Genomic DNA, 20,440 nt, shown 5'->3' on the forward strand with positions numbered 1-20,440 from the left:
GATGCACCCTAAGCTCGATTTAGCACTCTCGTTGTGAGTCTGCTAACCCATATCTTCGTAAAGAAAGAGGTCAACCGTGTCGGTCTCCATCAAGCCGCTCGAGGATCGCATCGTCATCAAGCAGGTCGACGCAGAGCAGACGACCGCTTCAGGACTCGTCATCCCTGACACCGCCAAGGAAAAGCCCCAGGAGGGTGAAGTTGTTGCTGTCGGCCCCGGCCGCATCGACGACAAGGGCAACCGCGTCCCCCTCGACATCGCCGTCGGCGACAAGGTGCTCTACTCCAAGTACGGCGGAACCGAAGTGAAGTTCGGTGGCGACGACCTTCTCGTTCTGTCGGCTCGCGACGTTCTCGCCGTCGTTGTTCGCTAAGTAGTTTCACCCGTACGACAAGAACTCCCGGATGGCCTTGCCATCCGGGAGTTTTTTTGTGTTCCCCGGCGTTACATTCCAATGTGGCAACACCGGGTGCGATGAACGTTGGCAGAGTTGTAGACAGGAATTTTCAATGACGGATGCTCCGCCGAGCCCGACCGTGTCGGCCACTGCTGTCGGCACGTCGCGCTCTGACCACACTCGTGGACTGCTGTTCGGTTTTCTCGCCTACGGCCTCTGGGGAATGCTTCCCCTGTATTTCCTGCTCCTCACTCCCACGGGAGCGTTCGAGGTCGTCGCCTGGCGGGTGCTCTTCTCCCTCGTGTTCTGCCTCGTGCTGCTCACCGCCACGCGCAAATGGGGCGCGCTTCGCGCCGTGCTGCGCCAGCGCCGGGTGATGTTCACCATGGGTCTCGCCGGGCTGCTCATCTTCGTGAACTGGCAGACCTACGTGTTTGCCGCCATGACCGGTCACGTGGTCGAGGCTGCACTCGGATACTTCATCAACCCCATCGTCACCGTGCTGCTCGGCGTGCTCATCTTGCGGGAACGGTTGCGTCGCATCCAGTGGATAGCCGTCGCCATCAGCCTCGTCGCGGTGATTGTGCTCACCGTCGGCTACGGTACGCTTCCGTGGATCTCGCTCGTGCTGGCCTTCTCTTTCGGCTTTTACGGCCTGATGAAGAAGCGGGTGGGCCCGCGCGTCGACGCGGTCACCGGACTCACCCTGGAGACGGCGTGGGTGGCCCCCGTGGCCATCATCCAGCTCGTGGTCGTCGGGAGCCTGTCCGGCCTCACGTTCGGAACGGTGTCTACGGCGCATACCCTGGGTCTGCTCGCGGCCGGTGTGGTGACCGCGGTTCCCCTCCTGCTGTTTGCTGCCGCGGCGCGCCGACTGCCCCTCACCGTACTGGGGCTGATCCAGTTCGCGGCGCCGGTGCTGCAATTTCTCGTGGGTGTCGTCATCCTGAAGGAACCGATGCCCCCTGAACGCTGGGTGGGATTCTCCCTGGTGTGGGTTGCGCTCATCGTTCTCACTGTGGACATGATCGCTTCCGGCCGGACTGCCCGGCGAGCGTCCCTCGAACTGGTCTGATCCGAGGCTACGCTCGGGGAACACCATCCGATTGGACTCCGATGCCCCGCCCCGCCCTTCTTGCCGCGCTCCTGGCCGCAGCGCTCGTCACCACCCTCGGGGGGTGCTCGGAACCCGTGCCGGTGCCCGCGACTGCCGCCCCGACGCCCGCGCCGGTGGTTCCCACCGGTGACGGCGTGCTGCGCATCGGCACCCTGTTTCCGTCAACCGGAGACAACGCGGCCGGCGGCGCCGCCCAGGTGGCCGGATCAGAAATAGCCGCACGGGAGATCGCCGCCCAGGGCGGCGTGCTCGGCCAGCCGGTGCAGCTCATCCATCGTAATTCGGCGGGGGATGAAGCGGCGAACTTCACGAACCTGATCGACCGGGCCGTGGATGCGGTGCTGTGGGACGCTCAGACCGCGGCAAGGCCCGAACTGGCGGCATCCGTCGCTCCCGCGGCGCTGCTCTCGCTGAATGACCTCGTGAACGGCGGCACTCCCCTCGCGGTCAGCGCGGACTTCGGCGCACGCCTGACCGTGGCCGATCCGGGCCTGACCGACACGGCGGGAGCGGCGGAAGCCTACGACGGCGTCATCGCCACCGCGCTCGCCGCGATGGCGACCGGAGACGACGGGGCAGCGTCGCTGGAGGCGGGCTGGGTGAGGGTGCGCCAGGGGTCGGCAGTGTGCACGTCGTGGGGCGAATGCGTGCTCGCCTTGGACGCGGGCTTGCAGATTGAGTATCAGGGACTGACCGGCCGCCAATCGTAACGATTTGGCTCCATAACGCGCTCAGGAGCCGAAGATGGTGGTTATCGGGTCGGCGGATTCAATACTGTGGCTCAACGGCAGTCAAATGGGTGCCGTGATCGTTTGTTTTTTCCGATACCCAAGGAGCAACATGAGCGTATTCGCGAAGGCCCCGGCCTCCCGGTCGGTTCGTGCAGTAGTCACCGGAATTGCCATGGTTGGAGTGAGTGCGCTGCTGCTCACCGGATGCAGCTCCGGTGGCACCGACACGCCTGCCGGCGACGGTAACCCCACGGCGAGCGGCGACTTCAAGGAAATTGAGGCCGGCGACCGCGACCTCACCCTGAAAATCGGCACCATTCTCCCGCAGAGTGGCGCGCTGGCCTTCCTCGGCCCGCCGGAGGAAGCCGCTGTGCAGCTGGCCGTGAACGACATCAATGACGCCGGACTCGGCCTGAACGTCGAAGCGATCTTCCGCGACTCCGGAGACACCCAGACCGACACCGCAACCGTCTCGGTGACCGACCTCCTCTCGCAGGATGTCTCGGCCATTGTCGGAGCGGCCTCCTCGGGCGTCTCCAAGACCGTGATCGACAAGATCACCGGCGCCGGCGTCGTGCAGTTCTCCCCGGCCAACACGTCGGCCGACTTCACCGACTACCCCGATGACGACCTCTACTGGCGCGCCGCACCCTCGGACCTGCTCCAGGGTGAAGTGCTCGGCAACCAGATCGCCGCCGACGGAAACGCCACCCTCGGCATGATCGTGCTCAACGACGCCTACGGCACCGGCCTGGCGGAAACGACCAAGGCCGCGTTTGAGGCTGCCGGTGGTGAAGTCGTTGCGGAGTCCCTGTTCAACGAGGGCGACTCCAACTTCGACGCTCAGATCTCCGACGTCACCGCGCAGGCTCCTGACGCGATCGTGTTGATCACCTTCGACCAGTCCAAGGTCATCGTTCCGGCACTCACCGGCACCGGCTTCCCGGGCGACAAGCTGTACTTCGTTGACGGCAATCTCAAGGACTACAGCGCTGACTTCGCCCCCGGCACCGTCACCGGCGCCAAGGGAACCCTTCCCGGCCTCGACGTCGGCGGCCTCGGCGACTTCACGGATCGCCTGCTTGAGATCGATGCGTCGCTGACCGACTACAGCTACGCCGCGGAATCCTACGATGCCGTGGTCCTGATCGCCCTGGCCGCCTATGCGGCCAACGACGTCTCCGGCCGCTCGATCGCCGACCACCTCCGCCAGATTTCTGGTGGAACCGGCGACGGGGTCAAGGTCACCGACTTCGCGGCCGGTGCCGAGGCACTCGCCAACGGTGAGCAGATCGACTACGACGGCTTCTCCGGGCCGGTCACCTTCGATGAGCACGGCGACCCGACCGAGGCTACCATCGGAATCTACGAGTACGCGGACGACAACACCTACAGCCGCATCAACTAGCTGTAGCGCAACACAGCGCAGAAGGGCCCCGGCTTCGGTCGGGGCCCTTCTGCGTGCACGGATGCGCGTCCCGCCGTTCCCCGCGGCCGCCCCCGGTCTGGGTGGTCGCTACGCCCGTTACCGTAGCGACGACCGGCTTCGGGCGCGGTGCCGGCGTCGGAAGGCTCCACGGGGCGCGTGCGGGCGCACAGAAGCGGCGCCCGGCCAAGGAGGCCGGGCGCCGCTTCTGTGCAACGGGAGGAGCTAGTCCTGGCCGAGGGTGCCCAGATACAGGCCGATGACCTTGGGGTCGTTGAGCAATTCGCGACCGGTGCCGGTATAGGCATCCTTGCCCTGATCGAGCACGTACCCGCGGTCGCAGATCTGCAGGCAGCGCTGGGCGTTCTGCTCGACCATGATCGTCGTGACTCCGGCCTTGTTGATTTCCTTCACGCGCAGGAACGCCTCGTCCTGTCGCACGGGCGACAGGCCCGCCGAGGGCTCGTCGAGGAGCATGACGTGCGGGCCCATCATGAGCGCGCGGCTCATGGCGACCATCTGCCGCTCGCCGCCCGAGAGCGATCCCGCTCGCTGGGACATCCTTTTGCCCAGTTCCGGGAAGATCTCGGTCACGTACTCGAGCCGCTCCATGAGGCCCTTCGGCCTCTGGTAAATGCCCATTTCCAGGTTTTCTCGAATGGTGAGGGTCGGGAAGACGTTGTTGGACTGCGGCACGAAACCCACGCCCTGGGAGACGAGCTTGTTCGCCTTCTGGTTGGTGATGTCTTTGCCGCGCAGCATGATCTCACCCTCGCGCACCTTCACCAGACCGAAGATCGCCTTCAGCAGCGTGGATTTTCCCGCGCCGTTCGGCCCGATGATGCCGATGAGCTCGCCGTCGTAGGCAGTGAGTGAGCAGGAATTGAGGATGTTCACCCCGGTGACATACCCGGCGGTGACGTTGCGGACTTCGACCACCTTGTCGCGCTCAGGGGCTGCGGCGGGGGTGGCGCTGGGACTAACGTTCGTCATCGAGCAACTCCTTCATGGCTGAAACGTGTTCCTGGTCCTCGCCGATGTCTTCATCGTGGTGCTGGCCCAGGTAAGCGTCGATCACGACCTGATTGCGCATGACCTCATGGGGGTCGCCCTCCGCGACGACCTTGCCCTCTGCCATCACAATCACCCAGTCGGCGATGTGGCGCACCATTTGCATGTCGTGTTCGACGAAGAGAACGGTCATGCCCTGCGCCTTGAGGTTCAGCACGTGGTCAAGCAGTGACTGGGTGAGGGCAGGGTTCACGCCGGCCATTGGTTCGTCGAGCATCACCAGGGTGGGGTCACTCATCAGCGCCCGCGCCATTTCCAGGAGCTTGCGCTGCCCGCCCGACAGGCTCGCGGCGTAGTCGTCCTTCTTTTCGAACAGCTTGAAACGCGTCAGCAGCTCGGCGGCCTTGATCTCGTTGGCAGCCTCCTGTCGACGCCACAGGAATGGGAACATTGAGCGGAACAGGTCCTCGCCGATCTGCCCCTTCGCGCCGAGCAGCATGTTGTCCATCACCGTCAGCAGGCCGAGCGCCTTGGTGAGCTGGAAGGTGCGAATCTGGCCCAGGCGGGCGACCTTGAATGCGGGCAGTCCGGCCAGCGACCGGCCCTCGAACGTCCACTTTCCGCTGTCCGGCTTGTCGAACCCGGTCAACAGGTTGAACAGGGTCGTCTTCCCGGCGCCGTTGGGCCCGATCAGGGCCGTGATCGCGCCGCGCGGAATCTCGATGTGGGCGACATCAACGGCGGTCAGGCCGCCGAAGCTGCGTCGCACGTGATCGGCGACGAGGATCGGATCGCGTTTCTGGCAGCCCGGGACCGCCTCCCCGATGTGCAGGTCGGTGGACTTCACCGGCTTGGTCGACGGGATGACTTGTACGTCATCCGGGGCGTTGTTTGCGGGAACACCGTTATCGGACAAAGGCCAACTCCTTCTTATTGCCGAAGATGCCTTGCGGTCTGAATATGACTATCAGCATAATCGCGACCCCCACCAGGATGAAGCGCAACTGGCCGGCTTGAACATTGGTCATGAAGGGCAACCAGCCCGCCTCCACCGCCCGGGCCATGAACCCGGAGAAGAAGGACAAGAGCACCCAGAAGATCATCGACCCGATCACCGGGCCGAGGATGGTCGCGGCGCCACCGAGCAGCAGGATCGCGTAGATGAAGAACGTCAGCGTCGTCTGGTAATTCGACGGCACCACGGCCCGCGGCAGGGCGAAGATCATGCCGGCGATCGTACCGAAGACGCCGCCGATGACGAGCGACTGCATTTTGTACGCGTAGACGTTTTTGCCGAGCGCACGCACGGCATCCTCGTCTTCGCGGATGCCCTTGATGACGCGTCCCCAGGGGCTGCGCATGAGCTGCCAGACGAGCAGGCAGGCCACGATCACGATCGTCCAGGCCACAAGGCGCAGCCAGGTGTCGTAGGCGTTGTTCTCGAACGGGCCGAAGCCGTATGAACCCGCGGGCAGCGGGTTGAGCGCCGCGAATTCGTTCTTGTAGCCGCTGAGGCCGTTGGCCGAACCGGTGACCGAGGCGAAGGTGTTCGTCGTGAACAGCAATCGCACGATTTCCGCGGATGCGATCGTCACGATCGCCAGGTAGTCCGCCCGCAACCGCAGGGTGGGAATTCCCAGGATCAGGGCGAAGATGACGGATGCCCCGACACCGACCAGGAAGGCGCCCCAGACGGGGAACCCGAAGGTCAGGATCGAAATCGCGTACCCGTAGGCGCCGAGGGCCATGAAGCCGGCCTGGCCGAAGTTCAGGAGTCCGGTGTATCCGAAGTGGACTGCGAGGCCCAGGGCCGCGAGCGCGTACGCCGCGGTCGTCGGGCTGAGCAGCTCGACGGCTGCGTTGCCAAAGATTGCTTGCCAGTCGATCATCGTTGCCCCTTAACCAATTCTCTCTTTGCGACCCATGATGCCTTGAGGCCGAAACAGCAGCACCAGGATCAGAATCACGAGCGCGCCGACGTACTTCATGTCGGACGGAAGCCACAACGTCGACAGCTCAACGAACAAGCCGACGATGATGGAGCCGATCAGGGCCCCGAACGCGGTGCCCAGGCCACCCAGGGTGACGGCCGCGAAGACGAGCAGCAGAAGTTGGAAGCCCATGTCCCAGCTGACGCCGGGTCGGAAGTAGGCCCACAGCACGCCGCTGAGCCCGGCGAGGGCCGCTCCGGACACCCAGACGATCTTGATGACGCCGTCCACGTCGATGCCACTCGCCGATGCCAGGCTGGGGTTGTCGGAAACCGCACGCGTCGCCTTGCCGATGCGGGTGCGCAGCAGGAAGAAGGCAACGAGCAGCAGCACGACGATGCTGATTCCCATGCTCGCCATGTCGATCACCGACAGTGACACGGGCCCGAATTTGAGGTCGGCCCCACCGGAACCGGGCAGCTGACTGGTCGAACCGCCGAAGAAGTACTGGTACAGGTAGCGCAGGGCCAGCGAGAGACCAATGCTCACGATCATCAGGGGAACCAGCGCCACGCCCTTGCGACGCAGCGGTTTCCAGATGACCGCATCGAGTCCCCAGCCGAGACCGGCGCTCAGCACGATCGCGATGATGATCGCGAGCCAGATGGGGAGCGCGAAGTTCACCGAAAAGACCAGCGTCATCAGGGCGCCGAAGGTGACGAGTTCGGCGTGGGCGAAGTTGCTCAGCCCGGTGGTGCCGAAAATCAGCGACAGGCCGATGGCCGCCAGCGCCAGCAGGAGGCCGAAGTTGAGGCCGTTCACCGCCCGGTTCAGGAATTGGTCAAAGAAGCTGACCGTGTTCCGCTCCGCCTGTCCGAGGAAGAAGTTCACCGACTTGAACTTGGTTTGTCCGAACTCCGCCTTGATCTGGGATTCCTTCACGATGGCGATCCCGTCGGGGAGCGTGTCCTCGTCGAGGGTGATGGTGTACTCGGCGCGCTCAGGCACGCCGATCCGCCATTTACCCTCGGCGTCGGTCTCGACCTCGGCCTCGTACCCGGCGCCCTTGAGCGAAATGAGCACGCCCTCCAGGGCCTCGCCGTTGAATTGCACGTTGCCGGCGAAGGCGAAATCGTACTCGGTGCCGACCTCATCGGCATGAGCCGGGGCCGCTGTGAGGGTGGACAGGGTGAGGGCCGCGAAGAGTACGCCGAGGAGCACGATGAGTATCCGAGGTGTAATTCTGCGAGCCGTGTCAGTGGGTTTCACTGGACCTCCATGGGGGCGCCGACAGCCTGTAGCCGGCGGGCGCCGAGTCTCACTGCCAACAACGTTGTTGACGGTACCTGCCGATTATGTCGTAAATGTTTCGAAGTCAGGCACCGGCGCCCCGAGTTTGTTTCCGTAGTGCGCTCGGAGGAATGCGCGGGACCTAAACACGCTTAACATTGAGGAACCGCTTTCAGCCCAGTGCAGCGCGCGGGCGGGGTCATTTTTCGAGACAAGTAATGCGTGCACACACGAGTTAAGAGGTTTCATGGATCAGCCAGATCCGTTCGGTTTCATCGGTCTTACCTACGACGATGTTCTGCTCCTGCCGGGCCACACCGACGTGATTCCCAGTGAGGCAGTGACAATGTCGCGCCTCACGAAGCGAATCAATGTCGCCACGCCCCTGCTGTCGAGCGCCATGGACACGGTCACCGAGACCCGCATGGCGATTGCGATGGCTCGTGAGGGTGGCCTGGGAATCCTGCACCGCAACCTCTCCATCGGCGACCAGGCCGAGCAGGTCGACCTCGTCAAACGCAGCGAATCCGGCATGATTACCAATCCGGTAACAACTTCGCCCGATGCCACCGTGGCGGAGGTTGACGCCCTCTGCGGGCAGTTCCGGATCAGCGGCCTCCCCGTGGTCGACGGTGAGGGAGTGCTCGTCGGTCTCATCACCAACCGCGACATGCGCTTCGTGCCCAGGGACGAGAAGCGCACCACCCGCGTGCGCGACGTGATGACCACCTCGACGCTCATCACGGGCAAGGTCGGCATGCCGCCCGAAGACGCACTCGCGATCTTCGCCAAGCACAAGATCGAGAAACTCCCCCTGATCGACGCGGCCGGCAAACTCACCGGGCTCATCACGGTGAAGGACTTCGACAAGAGCGAGGAATACCCCCTCGCCACCAAGGACGACAACGGGCGTCTGCGCGTCGGCGCGGCCATCGGCTTCTTCGGCGATGCGTGGCAGCGGGCGACCGCGCTGCTCGAGGCCGGTGTTGACGTGCTCGTGGTCGACACGGCCAACGGCGACAGCTCCGGCGTGCTCGACATCATCCGTCGCCTGAAGAGCGACAAGGCTTTCGCCGATGTCGACGTGATCGGCGGAAACGTGGGCACACGCTCCGGCGCCCAGGCGCTCATCGACGCCGGTGCGGACGCGATCAAGGTGGGTGTGGGCCCCGGATCCATCTGCACCACCCGCATTGTGGCCGGCGTGGGCGTTCCCCAGGTCACGGCCGTCTACCAGGCTTCCCTGGCTGCCCGGGAGACCGGCATCCCGGTGATCGCCGATGGCGGACTGCAGTACTCGGGTGACATCGCGAAGGCCCTCGTGGCCGGCGCCGACACCGTGATGCTCGGCTCGCTGCTCGCCGGCTGCGATGAAAGCCCCGGGGAGCTCGCGTTCGTCAACGGCAAGCAGTTCAAGTCGTACCGCGGCATGGGGTCGCTCGGTGCGTTGCAGACCCGCGGGACGAAGACGTCGTATTCGAAGGACCGCTACTTCCAGGCGGATGTCCCCAGTGACGACAAGCTCATCCCCGAGGGCATCGAGGGCCAGGTGCCCTACCGCGGGTCGCTGTCCGCGGTGGCGTATCAGCTCATCGGCGGCCTGCGGCAGTCGATGTTCTACGTCGGTGCGCGCACCATCGCCGAGCTCAAGGCGCAGGGCAAGTTCGTGCGCATCACCTCGGCCGGCCTGAAGGAATCGCACCCGCACGACGTGCAGATCGTCGTGGAGGCGCCGAACTACCGCCGCTAGGCCTCGTTGAACCTGTTGCCTCGCCCGTGAACGTCGGGCGGGGCAACACGTGTCTGTGGCTGCACCTAAGCTGATGGGGTGAGTATGGAAATCGAGATCGGCCGTTCCAAGCGCGCTCGCCGCGTATACGCCTTCGACGACATTGCGGTGGTGCCGAGTCGGCGCACCCGAGACCCGGAAGACATTTCTGTCTCCTGGTCGATCGATGCGTATCAGTTTGCGATCCCGGTGCTCGCCGCGCCGATGGACTCCGTCGTGTCTCCCGCGACAGCCATCAAAATGGGGCAGCTCGGCGGTGTCGGCGTTCTCGACCTCGAAGGCCTCTGGACCCGTCACGACGACCCGGAACCGCTGCTCGCCGAGATCCGTCGTCTGCCGGAGTCGCAGGCGACCGCGCGACTCCAGGAGATGTACTCGGCCCCGATCAAGCCCGAACTTGTGACCGCACGTCTGGCCGAGATCCGCGCCGGCGGCGTCACCGTGGCCGGTGCCCTGTCGCCGCAGCGCACCCAGGAGCTGTACGAAACCGTTGTCGCCGCCGGCGTCGACCTGTTCGTCATCCGCGGCACCACGGTGTCGGCGGAGCACGTGTCGCAGACCCAGGAACCCCTCAACCTCAAGAAGTTCATCTACGAACTCGACGTGCCCGTGATCGTGGGCGGCGCCGCCACCTACACCGCGGCGCTGCACCTCATGCGCACCGGCGCGGCCGGCGTGCTCGTCGGCTTCGGTGGGGGAGCGGCCTCCACCACCCGCGCAACCCTCGGCATCCACGCTCCGATGGCCACGGCCGTAGCCGACGTTGCCGGCGCTCGTCGCGACTACATGGACGAGTCCGGTGGCCGCTATGTGCACGTCATCGCCGACGGCGGACTGGGAACCTCCGGCGACATCGTGAAGGCCATCGCCTGCGGTGCCGACGCCGTGATGCTCGGCACCGCCCTCGCCCGGGCGACGGATGCCCCCGGCGGCGGCTTCCACTGGGGTGCGGAGGCACACCACCCGCAGCTCCCGCGCGGTCGGCGCGTCGAGGTGGGCACGGTGGCGCCGCTGGAAGAAATTCTCTACGGACCGGCCCCGAGCGCCGACGGCACGGCCAACCTCGTGGGCGCACTACGGCGCTCCATGGCCACGACCGGTTACTCGGACCTGAAGGAGTTCCAGCGCGTCGAGGTGGTTGTCGCGCCGTACCCGGTGAAGTAACGTCGGTTGTGACGCAGTTGTCCCGCATCTCTTTGAACAGGAGTCGCACATGGCCTCGCAGAACTCGGTCCCACGTAAGTCAGTGACTCGGTCCACCAGGCTGGGCCCGGAGGAACGCGATGCGGCGCTCGAGAAGCTGAAGTCCCGAGAACTCGACATTCTGGTTGTCGGCGGCGGCATCGTCGGTGCGGGTTGTGCGATGGACGCGGTGACCCGCGGGCTGAGCGTCGGGATCCTTGAGGCGAGGGACTGGTCGTCGGGAACGTCGAGCCGGTCGTCCAAACTCGTGCATGGCGGCATCCGTTACTTGGAACAGCTCGACTTTCGACTGGTTCGCGAGGCGCTCACGGAACGTGGATTGCTGCTGCAGCGGCTCGCCCCGCACCTCGTGAAGCCCGTGCGTTTTCTGTACCCGCTGAACAAGCGTTTCACCGAGCGGTTCTACGTCGGTGCGGGCATGCTGCTCTACGACGTGTTCTCGTATATGGGTGGGCGTGCGCCCGGGGTGCCGCACCACCGCCACCTCTCCAAGCGGCAGGTGCAGAGGCTCATGCCCAGCCTCGCCAACGACGCGCTTGTGGGCGGCATCACCTACTACGACGCGCAGGTCGATGACGCCCGCTACGTTGCGTCGCTCGTGCGCACCGCATCGTTCTACGGCGCCCACGCGGCGAGTCGGGTACGGGTCGAGGGTTTCATCAAGGTCGGTGAGCGCGTCGTGGGCGTGCACGCGCACGACCTGCAAACCGGTGAACGTTTCGACGTGCGCGCGAAGCAGGTGGTGAACGCCACGGGCGTGTGGACCGATGACACGCAGCGCATGGTCGGCGAACGCGGAACGTTCAAGGTGCGTGCGTCTAAGGGAGTGCATCTGCTGGTGCCGCGGGATCGCTTCCAGTCGGCCATGGGCCTGCTGCTTCGCACCGAGAAGAGCGTGCTCTTCGTCATTCCCTGGGGCCGGCACTGGCTCATCGGCACCACCGACACCGACTGGCACCTGGACAAGGCGCACCCGGCGGCGACGGCGGCCGACATCGACTACATCCTCGAGCACGTCAACACCGTGCTGAGGGTGCCACTCACCCGCGAAGACGTCGAGGGAGTGTTCGCCGGACTGCGCCCGCTCCTCGCCGGCGAATCCGACCAGACCTCCAAGCTCTCCCGCGAACACCTCGTCGGGCACTCCGTGCCCGGGCTGGTGGTGATCGCCGGCGGCAAGTGGACCACGTATCGCATCATGGCGAAAGACGCCGTCAATGCCGCCGTGGATGCGCTCGACGGCAAGATTCCCGCGTCGACGACCCACGATATCCCGTTGCTCGGCGCCGAGGGGTATCAGGCCGCCTGGAACAAGCGTCGCAAGATCGCGCGGGCCTTCGGCCTGCACACCGTACGCGTCGAGCACCTGCTCAACCGGTACGGCACCCTCACCGACGAACTGCTGGACCTGATTCGTGCGGACGCCTCGCTCACCGAGCCCATGCCCGGTGCCGACGACTACATTGCGGCCGAGATCGTCTACGCCGCCTCACACGAGGGAGCGCTGCACCTCGATGATGTCCTGGCGCGGCGCACCCGCATTTCCATCGAGGCGTGGGATCGCGGTGTCTCCGCTGCCCCCGTCGCCGCGCGGCTGATGGCCGGGGTGCTCGGCTGGGATGAGGAGCAGACGGAACGCGAGATCACCGTCTACCTCACCCGGGTCGCCGCCGAGCGTGCGTCCCAGGAAGAGCCCGACGACGAGTCCGCCGACCGTGTGCGGCTCGCGGCTCCCGACATCACCTCCGCCACCCAGTAGCGCGCCGATTTGTCCCGCCCGTTCGGCGGTCACCACCCCCGATGTCGGTGGCCGCTACGGGAACCGGCGTGGCGAGCACCCAAACCGGGCGCGGCCGCGCGGTCATCGAGCACGTGGGATGCCGTCGGCGTGCAGAAATGCGCCGAAGCCGGCCAGGTTTCGTGCCAAACCCCACAGGGCCGCCGCTGAATGGTGTGAGAACACCGGAGGGTGGGTGCTGACCGCAAGAGCCCGCACCGAAATCGGGCGCGGCGGCGGGCGGCGGGTGGCCGCGGGAGTGGGTCTGGGCGTCCCCGGTAGAATGAGAAAACCATCCTTAAGCCTCAGGAGTTCTAACCATGGTTGATGTTCGGCGGGTCAAACTCCCGGGCGTTGGTGTGCTGCACACCTTCATCACGGATGACGGCGGAAAGGTCGGCGTCATCGCCCACCGCTCCGGCCACAGCGACCTCATCACCTTCGCGGATGACGAGGGCGGCCCCGACGCCGAGAAGGTGTCCCTGCGCCTGAGCGAGGACGAGGCGCATACCCTGGCCGAGCTGCTCGGTGGCACACAGATCACCGAATCGCTCACCGCGCTCGATCAGATCCCCGGCCTCAGCATCGACTGGTTCACCGTGGACTACGAAGACCACATCGCCGGTCAACCCCTCGGCAACCCCGCCGATCGCGGCATCGCCGGACTCACCGTCGTCGCCGTGGTCCGCGGCGAGTCGGCCAATCCGGCGCCGGCCGCAGACTTCAAGGTGTTCCCCGGCGATACCCTCGTCGTCGCCGGATCCCCCGAAAAGGTCGCCAAGGCGTTTGCCTTCTTCCGCACCGGTGCACTCAAGACCACGACCGTCAACGCGCCGCCCGGAGGCTAGCCGATGCACTTGGGCGAAGATCTCATCACGCTCGGCACCCTGCTCGTCGTCGCGTATATCCTCGGTCGGCTGGGCAAAGTCGTCGGTCTTCCGTCGATCCCGATTTACATGATCGTCGGGCTGCTCGCGAGCCCGTACAGTGCCTTTTTCCCGCTTGATTTTCAGTCAGCCGACATCGAGCTGATCGCCGTCTTCGGGCTCATTCTTTTGCTGTTCAGCCTCGGGCTCGAATTCGATCAGGAGGAATTCTTCGGAAACGCGAAGACCCTGCTCATCTCCGGCGGTTCCTGGGTGCTCATCAACATGGGCGCCGGCTACGTCTTCGGGATGCTCGTGGGATGGGGCCCGCGGGAGGCCCTGGTGATCGCCGGCATGACCGGCACGTCGTCGAGCGCCATCATCACGAAACTCCTCATCGAGCTGCGCCGACTCGCGAACAAGGAAACGCCGATGATCCTCGGCGTCACCGTCGTCGGCGACATTTTCATCGCCATCTACCTCTCCATCGTCTCCGTCGTGCTGAGCGGTAAAACCGAGGTGTGGCCGATCGTGCTGCAACTGTCGATCGCGTTCCTCTTCCTGGTGGTCATGTTCTCGCTCGCACGCTGGGGCGGCCGCGTCGTGTCCCGGCTCGTGCGCACGAAGGACGATGAGCTGTTCACCATCTTGTTCTTCGGTCTTGTCGTGCTCTTCGCCGGAATCGGCGAGATCATCGGGGTCACGGATGCGATCGGTGCGTTCCTGATCGGCGTCGTGCTCGGCGCGAGCAGCTACCGCGCCAAGATCGAACGCGTGGCCGTGCCGCTGCGCGATATCTTCGCCGCGTTCTTCTTTCTCAACTTCGGTCTCGCGCTCAACATCGCCGAATTCGGTTCGGTCATTCCGATCGTGGTGATCGCGGTCGGCATGACCTTCGTATTGAGTCTCGGTACCGGGGCACTGCTCGCCTGGCTGCACAAGATGGGCCCGCGGGAGGCGCTCAACACCGCGGCGATCTTCGTGAACCGCGGGGAATTCACCCTGATTCTGGCGACGCTCAGCGTGAGCGCCGGGTTGGATGCACGACTGCAACCCTTCGCCGGGCTCTACGTGCTGGTGATGGCCATCCTCGGGCCGATGTTCGCGGCCAACTCGGAGAAGATCGGGGCGCTGCTCCGCCGAGGTCGCACGACCCATCGCCGACGCCTGCGCAATCCCATGCTGGACGAGGAGATCGCCCTCGTCGAGGCCGCGACGGCCGAACAGGCCGCGGAGGCGCGGGAAGAAGCGCGCGCGCACGACGACCCGGACGACACGCACATTGTCACCCGCGGCACCAGCCGGGCCCCGGCATCCGGGACCGACTCCCTCGACCTGGCGATGAACGCCATGCTCGAATTCGCCGACGACCGGCCCCACCCGAATCGTCCGAAACCGCACGGAGGGACACCGGACGCGGGTTCCGCGGACAAACCGGCACCAGAACCACGAACGGGTGACTACACGTGATCGAGATGATGAGGCGCCCCCGGTGGGTTCTCGCGCTGCTTCTGGCGCTGACGATTGCGGCGGGCTTCGCCGTGCTGGGACACTGGCAGCTCGCTCGGGCGATCGAATCCGGCGTGGTTGTGGAACGGTCAACCGAGGTCGTGCAGCCGCTCACGAATGTGGTGCAGCCCGGTCGCGCGTCGAGCCAGCTGTCGACCGGACAGATGGTGACGTTTGAGGCGACCGTCGTTCCCGGTGACGAGCAGCTGATCAGTCAACGCTTCAACGGCGGCGAGCTGGGGTACTGGGTCGTGAGCCACTATGTGACCACGCCGGAGTCCAACCACATCGCGGTGGCGCGCGGTTGGGCGGCCGACGAGGCCGAGGCGCGCGCCGTGCTGAACGAGCTCGGTCAGGATGCCGCCACCAGGGTCACACTGACGGGTCGCTTTCTGCCCGGCGAGGCTCCTGAACTGCCCGATGCCGACGGGCCGTCCAGCGTGCAGACGACCGTCGCCCCGTCGGCGCTCATCAACCTGTGGGCCGATTTCACCGACCAGCCCGTGTACACCGGATACATTGTGGACTCCGTCGCACCGGCCGGCCTCGCCGCGATCGACTCCCCGGTTCCGGAGATCGAAGCCTCCCTCAACTGGCTCAACATCTTCTACGCGATCGAGTGGGTCGTCTTCGCGGGATTCGCCGTGTTCATCTGGGTCCGCCTCGTGCGCGACGCCGTCGAGCGTGAGCAGGAAGACGCCGAGGAGGCCGCGAAGGCCGCTGCGGAAGCTCTCACCTCCGGCACGTAGAATCAGAGCATGCCTCGTTTACCCAAGCCCGCCGATATTCCCAAGATTCCCGGCGCGCTCCGGCTCTACCAGGTTGCCTCCATCATCACCGGGGTGTTCCTGCTGCTGCTCTGCGCCGAGGTGATCGCCAAATTCATCTACGGCTACGAGGTCGAGATGAACGGCGTGAACGGTTTTCTCGCGCTGGTTCCCCGGGGAACCGTGGCCGCCGTCAACGTGAGTACCGCCATCCTGATTATGCACGGCTGGTTCTACGTGCTGTACCTGTTCGCCGACTTCCGCCTGTGGAGCATGATGCGCTGGCCCCTGTGGCGTCTGGCGCTCGTGGCCCTCGGCGGCATCATCCCCACCCTGTCGTTCTTTCTCGAGGGCCCGTTCACCCGCACGGTCAAGCGTTTCCTCGCCGAGAACGACGCGAAGACCGCAGCCCTCGCTGCAGATAAGGCTCAGGCCCGTTCATGAGTATCACTGAGACAACGACGGATGCTGCGGCGCCCGCCATCCCGTCGGGCATCGACCGCCCGGTGCTGGTCGTGGATTTCGGCGCGCAGTACGCGCAGCTGATCGCCCGCCGCGTGCGTGAGGCATCCGTGTATTCGGAGATCGTGGCGCACACCATCACGGCCGCCGAGATCAAGGCGAAGAACCCGCTCGGCATCGTGCTGAGCGGCGGACCGTCGAGCGTCTACGCCGAGGGTGCTCCCAGCTTCGATGCCGACATCTTCGACCTCGGCATTCCCGTGCTGGGCATTTGCTACGGATTTCAGGTGATGGCGACCGCCCTCGGCGGCACCGTCGCCCACACCGGAGCCCGCGAGTACGGCTCGACGCCGGTCACCGTGAGCAACGGCGACAACGTGCTGCTCTCCGACCAGCCCACCGCCCAGACGGTCTGGATGAGCCACGGCGACTCTGTCGCCACCGCCCCGGCCGGATTCACGGTGCTCGCCTCGTCCGATTCCACACCGGTCGCCGCATTCGCGAACGACGAGCGCGGGCTCTACGGCGTGCAGTGGCACCCCGAAGTCCGGCACTCCGAAAACGGCCAGCACGTGCTGGAGAACTTCCTGCACCGCGCCGCCGGGATACCCGCGGACTGGAACAGCGGCAACGTCATCGCCGAGCAGGTTGCCAAGATCCGGGCCCAGGTCGGTACCGGCAAGGTCATCTGCGGTCTCTCCGGCGGAGTCGACTCCGCCGTGGCCGCCGCCCTCGTGCACAAGGCCATCGGCGACCAGCTCGTGTGCGTGTTCGTCGACCACGGTCTGCTGCGCCAGGACGAGCGCCGCCAGGTGGAAGAAGACTACGTGAAGGCCACCGGCATCCGCCTGGTGACCGTCGACGTGCGTCAGCAGTTCCTGGACGCGCTCGAGGGCGTGAGTGACCCGGAGACCAAGCGTAAGATCATCGGCCGCGAGTTCATTCGCACCTTCGAGCAGGCCCAGGCCGAGCTTGTGCTTGAGTCCAAGGAAGTCGACGGGGATCCGATCGCGTTCCTCGTGCAGGGCACCCTGTACCCCGACGTCGTCGAATCTGGCGGCGGCAGCGGCACGGCCAATATCAAGAGCCACCACAACGTCGGCGGACTGCCGGACGACCTCAAGTTCGAACTGGTCGAACCGCTGCGCACCCTGTTCAAGGACGAGGTTCGTGCCATCGGCGCCGAGCTGGGCCTGCCGGCAGAAATCGTGCAGCGTCAGCCGTTCCCCGGACCCGGCCTGGGCATCCGTATCGTGGGTTCGATCAACCAGGAGCGACTCGACCTGCTGCGCCAGGCGGATGCGATTGTGCGCTTCGAGCTGACCGCCGCCGGTCTCGACCGCGAGATCTGGCAGTGCCCGGTGGTTCTGCTCGCAGACGTGCGCTCCGTGGGCGTGCAGGGTGACGGACGCACCTACGGACACCCGATCGTGCTGCGCCCGGTGTCGAGCGAAGACGCCATGACCGCCGATTGGACCCGCCTGCCGTACGACCTGCTGGCGAAGATCTCCAACCGGATCACCAACGAGGTGGACGGCGTGAACCGCGTCGTTCTCGACGTCACGTCGAAGCCGCCGGGCACGATCGAATGGGAGTGAAGTCGCGCTGACGACGTCACTCGCGCCGCAGGTGCGCCCGAAAGCGGCTCAGGCGCCGGAAATTACAGCCGCCTGAGCCGCTTTCGAGCGCATGAGCTGGCGCAGGGTCAGTCTTTGGGGGAGCGGAGCCAGCGGCGCACCGCGATGAAGACGATCCCGGCCAGCGCCGCAACGGTGATGACGCCGCTGATGATGTAGCCGACCGTGCCGGTGTTCCCGGCGATCTCTGTGGAGAGAAACGCGGGCAGGTGCAAGAGGCTCATGCTTCTAGCTAAGCACCGATTGCGGGCGGTCTTTCACCCTGCACGGAAATGTGGCCGCTGAGCGGATCGTGCGGCGACGGGCAACCGCCGCGCGCGCATGTGCAAGTGGATGCCCGGGGGCCGTGGCTACGGTGGGAGAACACTACCGGACTCACTGTGGAGGACACATGAACAGCTTCGAGAGCCTTCTCGCGACGATCACGCCAACGTCAGGACCGACGAGAGATATTCTCGATCCTGCTACCGGGGACGTGGTCGGCTCTGCCCCCATTCACACCGTCGATGACCTCGACCGAGCGGTTGCGGCCGCCGCGGCGGCACAGCCGGCCTGGGCGGCGCTCGGGCACGCGGCCCGCAGCGAAACCCTCATGCGGGTGGCCGACGCCATCGACGCGGCGGCCGAGCCGCTGGCCGAGCTCCTTTCCCGGGAACAGGGCAAGCCCCTGAACGGTCCCAACGCCCGCTTCGAGGTGGGCGGGGCCTCCGCATGGCTGCGTACCGCCGCGGCCACGCCGCTGGAGGCCCAGGTCGTCGTCGATGACGATTCCACCCACGCCGTGATGCACTATCGCCCGATCGGCGTGGTCGGCGCGATCGGCCCGTGGAACTGGCCGATGATGATCACGATCTGGCAGATCGCCCCGGCGCTGCGGATGGGTAACGCCGTCGTCGTCAAGCCGTCGGAATACACCCCGCTGAGCGTCCTCGCGCTGGTCGCGGTGATGAACCAGGTGCTCCCGGAGGGCCTGGTCACCGTCGTGTGCGGCGACCGTGAGGTCGGCGCGCGCCTGTCCTCACACCCCGACATCGGCAAGGTCATGTTCACCGGATCGACCGCGACCGGCAAGGCCATCATCCGCAGCTCCGCCGACACGGTCAAGCGCCTCACACTCGAGCTCGGCGGCAACGACGCCGGAATCGTGCTGCCGGACGCCGACCCGGCCGCGATCGCCGAGGGCCTGTTCTGGGGAGCCTTCATCAACACCGGTCAGACCTGCGCTGCGCTCAAGCGCCTCTATGTGCACGACGATATTTACGAGGACGTGTGCACGGCCCTGACCGCGGTCGCCGCAGCCATTCCGATGGGTGTGGGGGTCGACGAGAACAACCTGCTCGGCCCGCTGCAGAACAAGGCGCAGTTCGACATTGTCGCCGGCCTCGTCGACGCGGCGAAGGCATCCGGTGCCCGAGTGCTTCTCGGCGGCAACCCCGTGGACGGAGCACCCGGATTCTTCTACCCGACCACGCTCATCGCCGATATCGACAATGACAACCCCCTGGTGGCCGAGGAACAGTTCGGGCCCGCGTTGCCGATCATCCGCTACAGCAGCATCGACGAGGCCATCGCCATGGCGAACGGCGTGGACGTCGGGCTCGGCGGCTCCGTCTGGTCCGCCGACGTGACGAAGGCCCGTGAGGTCGCCGCACGCATGGAGACCGGAACCGTGTGGATCAACTCGCACGGCGGTGTGCACCCGATGATCCCGTTCGGTGGCTCGAAGCAGTCCGGCTACGGACTCGAGTTCGGCGTCGACGGTCTCAAGGCGCTGGGCGTGCCGCAGGTGATCAACGGCTAAGACAGGGCACTAGCAGAGGGCCGGAACCGGGAAACCGGTTCCGGCCCTCTGCTTGGCTATGCGTGTCTGGCTACGCGGCGAACATCACCACCATCGCCGCGGCACCGGCAAGTTCCGCGGCCAGATCGGCACGGTGAAGACCCCTGCCGTCGTGATCGGTGCGGGCAGACCGAATGAGACGTATCGCCCACCAGCCGCCGGCGACCGCGAAGAACACCGCGCCGAGCAGGCCCGGGTCGAACGTCAACCCGCCCACGGGCAGACTCCACCCGGTGCCGTGCTGCGCGTGGGCGCCGGTCAGCTCACGGCCGGTGGCCGCCACGGCGCTCGCCGCGGGCGCGACCGCGCCGACCGGGAGCATGGAGGCCGCCATGAACGCCGTGGCCGCCATCATCATGCCGTGGTACACGCAGGTGGCGCGGCACGCCCGCCCCGCGCAGCCGGCGCGGGACGAGGGATGCGCCGTAGCCTGGATTGCGAACCACCAGGCGGCCGCGGCGAAGACCACGACGGTGGGACCCACGGGCCAGTTCGCCCCGGACAACATGGCCAGCATGGTGCCCGACATCAGGGACTTCAGCCCGAAGTCGACGCGGGAATACCGCGACGCGCCGCCGGCGGCGCGCACCAGTGAATAGGCCAGCGCCGCCAGCAACAGCACTGACACCGCGGCACGGAGAACAGCATTGTCAACCATCGCGGCCTCGAGCCCCGGTGCTAGCGGTT

General features: G+C 65.9%; 19 protein-coding genes. 13 read left to right on the top strand and 6 right to left on the bottom strand.

What is annotated here, in order from left to right; translation table 11 throughout:
- Nucleotides 1–76: 76 nt before the first annotated feature.
- The 4 genes from groES to AC1MB9_RS01210 all read left to right on the top strand — a co-directional run bounded on the left by groES (nt 77) and on the right by AC1MB9_RS01210 (nt 3,653).
- Entirely contained in the window at nt 77–373 is a 297-nt protein-coding gene (groES, locus tag AC1MB9_RS01195) for a co-chaperone GroES (protein WP_035840685.1), read from the top strand.
- Nucleotides 374–509: 136 nt separating this feature from the next.
- A complete protein-coding gene (gene rarD / locus AC1MB9_RS01200; protein WP_479963224.1) occupies nt 510–1,472 on the top strand; it encodes an EamA family transporter RarD in 963 nt (320 codons plus the stop codon).
- Nucleotides 1,473–1,513: 41 nt separating this feature from the next.
- On the top strand, nt 1,514–2,224 hold the full coding sequence (locus tag AC1MB9_RS01205; RefSeq protein WP_479963225.1) for an ABC transporter substrate-binding protein: 711 nt from the start codon (nt 1,514–1,516) through the stop codon (nt 2,222–2,224).
- A 130-nt stretch (nt 2,225–2,354) separates the two neighbouring features.
- On the top strand, nt 2,355–3,653 hold the full coding sequence (locus AC1MB9_RS01210; protein ID WP_479963226.1) for an ABC transporter substrate-binding protein: 1,299 nt from the start codon (nt 2,355–2,357) through the stop codon (nt 3,651–3,653).
- 243 nt (nt 3,654–3,896) lie between these two features.
- Here AC1MB9_RS01210 and AC1MB9_RS01215 read toward each other — a convergent pair whose 3' ends face one another.
- Genes AC1MB9_RS01215 through AC1MB9_RS01230 form a run of 4 tightly spaced genes read right to left on the bottom strand, consistent with a single transcriptional unit; the run spans nt 3,897 to nt 7,882 of the window.
- Nucleotides 3,897–4,664, bottom strand: a complete 768-nt coding sequence (locus AC1MB9_RS01215; RefSeq protein WP_479963227.1) for an ABC transporter ATP-binding protein — start codon at nt 4,662–4,664, stop codon at nt 3,897–3,899.
- Nucleotides 4,651–5,547, bottom strand: coding sequence for an ABC transporter ATP-binding protein (locus AC1MB9_RS01220; RefSeq protein ID WP_479964557.1), 897 nt, complete (start codon nt 5,545–5,547; stop codon nt 4,651–4,653). Before AC1MB9_RS01220 ends, AC1MB9_RS01215 begins: the two co-directional genes overlap by 14 nt.
- 40 nt (nt 5,548–5,587) lie before the next feature.
- On the bottom strand, nt 5,588–6,568 hold the full coding sequence (locus AC1MB9_RS01225; RefSeq protein ID WP_479964558.1) for a branched-chain amino acid ABC transporter permease: 981 nt from the start codon (nt 6,566–6,568) through the stop codon (nt 5,588–5,590).
- 12 nt (nt 6,569–6,580) lie between these two features.
- Entirely contained in the window at nt 6,581–7,882 is a 1,302-nt protein-coding gene (locus AC1MB9_RS01230) for a branched-chain amino acid ABC transporter permease (protein ID WP_479963228.1), read from the bottom strand.
- A gap of 268 nt (nt 7,883–8,150) precedes the next feature.
- On the opposite strand from AC1MB9_RS01230, the gene guaB reads away from it, so the two are divergent.
- From guaB to guaA, 8 genes are all read left to right on the top strand, one after another.
- On the top strand, nt 8,151–9,653 hold the full coding sequence (gene guaB, locus AC1MB9_RS01235) for an IMP dehydrogenase (RefSeq protein WP_479963229.1): 1,503 nt from the start codon (nt 8,151–8,153) through the stop codon (nt 9,651–9,653).
- A gap of 84 nt (nt 9,654–9,737) precedes the next feature.
- On the top strand, nt 9,738–10,856 hold the full coding sequence (locus AC1MB9_RS01240; RefSeq protein ID WP_479964559.1) for a GuaB3 family IMP dehydrogenase-related protein: 1,119 nt from the start codon (nt 9,738–9,740) through the stop codon (nt 10,854–10,856).
- A 49-nt stretch (nt 10,857–10,905) separates the two neighbouring features.
- Nucleotides 10,906–12,654 carry a glycerol-3-phosphate dehydrogenase/oxidase gene (locus tag AC1MB9_RS01245; protein ID WP_479963230.1) on the top strand — a complete coding sequence of 583 codons (1,749 nt, stop codon included), beginning with the start codon at nt 10,906–10,908 and terminating at the stop codon, nt 12,652–12,654.
- Between the two features lie 338 nt (nt 12,655–12,992).
- A complete protein-coding gene (locus AC1MB9_RS01250) occupies nt 12,993–13,520 on the top strand; it encodes a cation:proton antiporter regulatory subunit (protein ID WP_479963231.1) in 528 nt (175 codons plus the stop codon).
- Nucleotides 13,521–13,523: 3 nt separating this feature from the next.
- Complete coding sequence (locus tag AC1MB9_RS01255) at nt 13,524–15,008, top strand: cation:proton antiporter (protein ID WP_479963232.1); 1,485 nt, start codon at nt 13,524–13,526, stop codon at nt 15,006–15,008.
- Nucleotides 15,009–15,013: 5 nt separating this feature from the next.
- Nucleotides 15,014–15,796 (top strand): SURF1 family protein, encoded by a 783-nt coding sequence (locus tag AC1MB9_RS01260; protein WP_479963233.1) that lies wholly within the window; start codon nt 15,014–15,016, stop codon nt 15,794–15,796.
- 9 nt (nt 15,797–15,805) lie between these two features.
- The gene (locus tag AC1MB9_RS01265) at nt 15,806–16,258 is read left to right on the top strand and encodes a DUF3817 domain-containing protein (protein WP_479963234.1); all 453 of its coding nucleotides are present in this window, start codon (nt 15,806–15,808) and stop codon (nt 16,256–16,258) included.
- Nucleotides 16,255–17,874: a glutamine-hydrolyzing GMP synthase gene (gene guaA, locus AC1MB9_RS01270; protein ID WP_479963235.1), complete on the top strand. Its 1,620-nt coding sequence runs from the start codon at nt 16,255–16,257 to the stop codon at nt 17,872–17,874. The genes AC1MB9_RS01265 and guaA overlap by 4 nt, the downstream gene beginning before the upstream one ends.
- 107 nt (nt 17,875–17,981) lie before the next feature.
- Here guaA and AC1MB9_RS01275 read toward each other — a convergent pair whose 3' ends face one another.
- The gene (locus AC1MB9_RS01275; RefSeq protein ID WP_479963236.1) at nt 17,982–18,137 is read right to left on the bottom strand and encodes a hypothetical protein; all 156 of its coding nucleotides are present in this window, start codon (nt 18,135–18,137) and stop codon (nt 17,982–17,984) included.
- Between the two features lie 167 nt (nt 18,138–18,304).
- On the opposite strand from AC1MB9_RS01275, the gene AC1MB9_RS01280 reads away from it, so the two are divergent.
- Nucleotides 18,305–19,714: an aldehyde dehydrogenase family protein gene (locus AC1MB9_RS01280; RefSeq protein ID WP_479963237.1), complete on the top strand. Its 1,410-nt coding sequence runs from the start codon at nt 18,305–18,307 to the stop codon at nt 19,712–19,714.
- A 70-nt stretch (nt 19,715–19,784) separates the two neighbouring features.
- Here the strand turns inward: AC1MB9_RS01280 and AC1MB9_RS01285 are convergent, their stop codons facing one another.
- Nucleotides 19,785–20,411 (bottom strand): DUF5134 domain-containing protein, encoded by a 627-nt coding sequence (locus AC1MB9_RS01285; protein WP_479963238.1) that lies wholly within the window; start codon nt 20,409–20,411, stop codon nt 19,785–19,787.
- Between the last annotated feature and the right edge of the window lie 29 nt (nt 20,412–20,440).

It is taken from the genome of Cryobacterium sp. AP27, assembly GCF_056680495.1.

Bases quoted from the DNA above. Each gene is read 5' to 3' on its own strand.
- rarD (WP_479963224.1), top strand. From the start codon at position 510: ATGACGGATGCTCCGCCGAGCCCGACCGTGTCGGCCACTGCTGTCGGC.
- AC1MB9_RS01205 (WP_479963225.1), top strand. From the start codon at position 1,514: ATGCCCCGCCCCGCCCTTCTTGCCGCGCTCCTGGCCGCAGCGCTCGTC.
- AC1MB9_RS01210 (WP_479963226.1), top strand. From the start codon at position 2,355: ATGAGCGTATTCGCGAAGGCCCCGGCCTCCCGGTCGGTTCGTGCAGTA.
- AC1MB9_RS01215 (WP_479963227.1), bottom strand. From the start codon at position 4,664: ATGACGAACGTTAGTCCCAGCGCCACCCCCGCCGCAGCCCCTGAGCGC.
- guaB (WP_479963229.1), top strand. From the start codon at position 8,151: ATGGATCAGCCAGATCCGTTCGGTTTCATCGGTCTTACCTACGACGAT.
- AC1MB9_RS01240 (WP_479964559.1), top strand. From the start codon at position 9,738: ATGGAAATCGAGATCGGCCGTTCCAAGCGCGCTCGCCGCGTATACGCC.
- AC1MB9_RS01245 (WP_479963230.1), top strand. From the start codon at position 10,906: ATGGCCTCGCAGAACTCGGTCCCACGTAAGTCAGTGACTCGGTCCACC.
- AC1MB9_RS01250 (WP_479963231.1), top strand. From the start codon at position 12,993: ATGGTTGATGTTCGGCGGGTCAAACTCCCGGGCGTTGGTGTGCTGCAC.
- AC1MB9_RS01255 (WP_479963232.1), top strand. From the start codon at position 13,524: ATGCACTTGGGCGAAGATCTCATCACGCTCGGCACCCTGCTCGTCGTC.
- AC1MB9_RS01260 (WP_479963233.1), top strand. From the start codon at position 15,014: ATGATGAGGCGCCCCCGGTGGGTTCTCGCGCTGCTTCTGGCGCTGACG.
- AC1MB9_RS01265 (WP_479963234.1), top strand. From the start codon at position 15,806: ATGCCTCGTTTACCCAAGCCCGCCGATATTCCCAAGATTCCCGGCGCG.
- guaA (WP_479963235.1), top strand. From the start codon at position 16,255: ATGAGTATCACTGAGACAACGACGGATGCTGCGGCGCCCGCCATCCCG.
- AC1MB9_RS01275 (WP_479963236.1), bottom strand. From the start codon at position 18,137: ATGAGCCTCTTGCACCTGCCCGCGTTTCTCTCCACAGAGATCGCCGGG.
- AC1MB9_RS01280 (WP_479963237.1), top strand. From the start codon at position 18,305: ATGAACAGCTTCGAGAGCCTTCTCGCGACGATCACGCCAACGTCAGGA.
- AC1MB9_RS01285 (WP_479963238.1), bottom strand. From the start codon at position 20,411: ATGGTTGACAATGCTGTTCTCCGTGCCGCGGTGTCAGTGCTGTTGCTG.